The following is a 2,587-nucleotide window of genomic DNA, read 5'->3' as shown; positions in this document are numbered from 1 at the left end:
TTACTCTTAATTAACATGAAGCACAACCTGTTATATTTGACCCAGACACTTTAAGGGCAGGTCGGCCTACAGAACATGAACTTGAATTGGCCAATGCTTTATACTATCCTAGTGCTAGGTTAGTTAAGCATGATGGACGACTTATTCATAAGGCAATCAACAAAGGTTGTAAGCATAAAGTCATTAACGTACATTTCGGTTATGAAATGGACGCTGCTGACGAATTGTTAAGAGCAACTGCTACTACAATTGGTAAATCATATGGTTATTTAATGAGTTCTGAATATGACAAGAATACCAAGAAGTACCTACAAATAACAGATGTTGAATCTGCTAGTTGTAATGAGGTTCTTGATAGTCTTAGGTCACGTAAGGAATTCTATATTGCAACAAGTGGTAATCTTCGTCAACTCTATTGGACAGTAGAATTTATTGCCAATAAGTATCCAGGTTATAAGCTTTGTATTTCTATCGACCATACTCTGCTGAGTGCTAAACTCGGAGAGAAGAGTGATAATGAATTACAAGCAGCAACTGCTCGTACCTGTATTGACCTTCGCACTGATTTTGATGCAATGGTTATTCCAGTCGGTCAGTTGAACCAGAATATCGAGAGAGACGAGAGAATACTTAAACCAGCTATGCATTACCCTGGGAAGAACGACATTCATTGCGGTGCTTCTTTATGGTGGGCATGCGATAATGTCTTAATTAATCACAGACCTGAGCGTCTTAATATCCGACATTACGGACCAGATAAACTCAACACTAGCCACCTAATTCATGGGGCTATGATAAAGAGCCGTAAAGGAAGAGAAGCTAATATGTGGTTCAGAGACAATTTTGCAAATGGTAGAATACTTAATGCTACAAGGCAGAGTTTCAAGACTGGTTAAGCCAGTAAGAAGATAGGTGAAATTTATGCCTAAGCTGATGAGTTTTTTCTGCTATTTGTTGACAAAGTTCATTGAAAAATTTGTTTATTTGTTTAATATTCTTATCTTTACAATCCGATGAATAACGAACAAAAAAAGGCTACTTCTAAGGAGATAGTCGAAACTAAGCAGAACCTTGCTATGGCAGGTTGGACGCAAGAGACTGGTTTTGCTACCATGCTCGATTACGCTAACCAGCTAGATAAGAGTTCTATTGTACCTTTTAAAACAGGTGCTGATTTAATGATGGCTTGGCAGTACGGTAAGGATATTGGTTTATCTTTTTCACAAAGTACTAATGAGCTGTACCCTATACCTGGTCCGGGAGGTACTCGGATAAGTGCTGGGGTTCATATACACGAAGCCATTCTTTTAAATGGTGGAGTTACTTATGTAATCGTTGAAGACGCAGTTGAGATTGAATACTACCAAGTTGGTGGATTAGGTGTGTTGAAGCTTTCCATGAAAGAAGTTATGGAAGGAGTTAATACAAATGAGTATCAAATTCTTAAAGCCTCTGATTTTGGAGAGGATAAGAAATTGAAAACCGAATTCACCCAAACAGGTAAGTACCTTCTTAAGAGGATTCCTTGCCCCTTACTTGCTAAGGGTTTTACTGACCGTCGTACTCGAATTAAGTTCACGCGAGAATCGAATGGTATGGAAATGATAATAGACTACCATATGAGCGAAGCTGTCGCAGCTGACCTCCTGAAGAAGAATAACTGGTCAAATTACTTAGTAGATATGTTATACACGAGATGCTTTACGAGAGGGTCAAAAAGGATAGCCTCCGACCTCTTAAAGAATCTTAAGGAAACTTCCGCTATGGCTAATTTAGCAGGTATTAAAATACATATGAAGCAAGGTGGACATGCAGAACCCGTTTTAAATGATACGGGAGATTATATTGAGGTAGACGTAGAAGAAGTTGATAACCCTCCTCAATAGAATTAAGAACATCATTAAATAATTTCTATTAACAATTTTATTAACAATTAATTTTAAGTAATCATGGATAATAATAATAATAACGAAGAAGCAGTAGTATTTGATTTTGCAAATTTTTCTGCCGATGTTGCATACGAGAGCCTAACAGTTCAAGTAAAAGAGGAAAAAGCGCCGTATATTAACACAACCAGCACACCTGGTAATATGAAGCTTAACGTAAAAGCTTGTAACGTACTTCAAGTACCTTATGGAGCCGTTAATACTACAGAAAAAGGTGACCCTGGTGTAAGAATTGATTTCCGTCGTCAGAAATGGGCTGGTAAAGACGCTGTTGTTGTATATCTTCACCCAATTGGTAGCAAGAATGGTTCTAAATTAGCTTCCCCTTCTGCTTTGAACGGTGGTATTCTACAATGTTCTTCTGCTAATGCTTGGAATAATCTTGATGGTGATACCGCTACATTAAAGCACTACGAGATCTCAGAAGGTGACAATGCTGTTTTGTTTAGAGGCGATAGCATTTGTACTTTAGCTCAAGCTGAAGCTGGTGGTATGATTAAAAATGGTCTATGGACTCAACTTGCTGAAGACTATGGAATTGCCAAAGTAGGAACTTATGCTCACGTCTTTTACAAAGTAACATTTTCTCACTCTGAAGCTAAAAGAGTAACTAACAATGCTGGACGTCCTAAGAAAAAAGC

Annotated in this window: 3 protein-coding genes; all 3 read left to right on the top strand. The window is 38.0% G+C overall.

What is annotated here, in order from left to right; genetic code table 11:
- Window positions 1-86 precede the first annotated feature (86 nt).
- Window positions 87-896 carry a hypothetical protein gene (locus HRT72_05610; GenBank protein ID NQY67185.1) on the top strand — a complete coding sequence of 270 codons (810 nt, stop codon included), beginning with the start codon at window positions 87-89 and terminating at the stop codon, window positions 894-896.
- 117 nt (window positions 897-1,013) lie between these two features.
- The gene (locus tag HRT72_05605; GenBank protein NQY67184.1) at window positions 1,014-1,886 is read left to right on the top strand and encodes a hypothetical protein; all 873 of its coding nucleotides are present in this window, start codon (window positions 1,014-1,016) and stop codon (window positions 1,884-1,886) included.
- Between the two features lie 63 nt (window positions 1,887-1,949).
- Window positions 1,950-2,587, top strand: a 638-nt coding sequence (locus HRT72_05600) for a hypothetical protein (GenBank protein ID NQY67183.1), incomplete at its 3' end; no start/stop codon positions are given.

The sequence above is a fragment of the Flavobacteriales bacterium genome (assembly GCA_013214975.1).
In the GTDB taxonomy this organism is placed as follows: Bacteria; Bacteroidota; Bacteroidia; order DT-38; family DT-38; genus DT-38.
The sequence above is the reverse complement of the archived record's forward strand: the minus strand, read 5'-3'. Positions and strand labels throughout refer to the sequence as shown.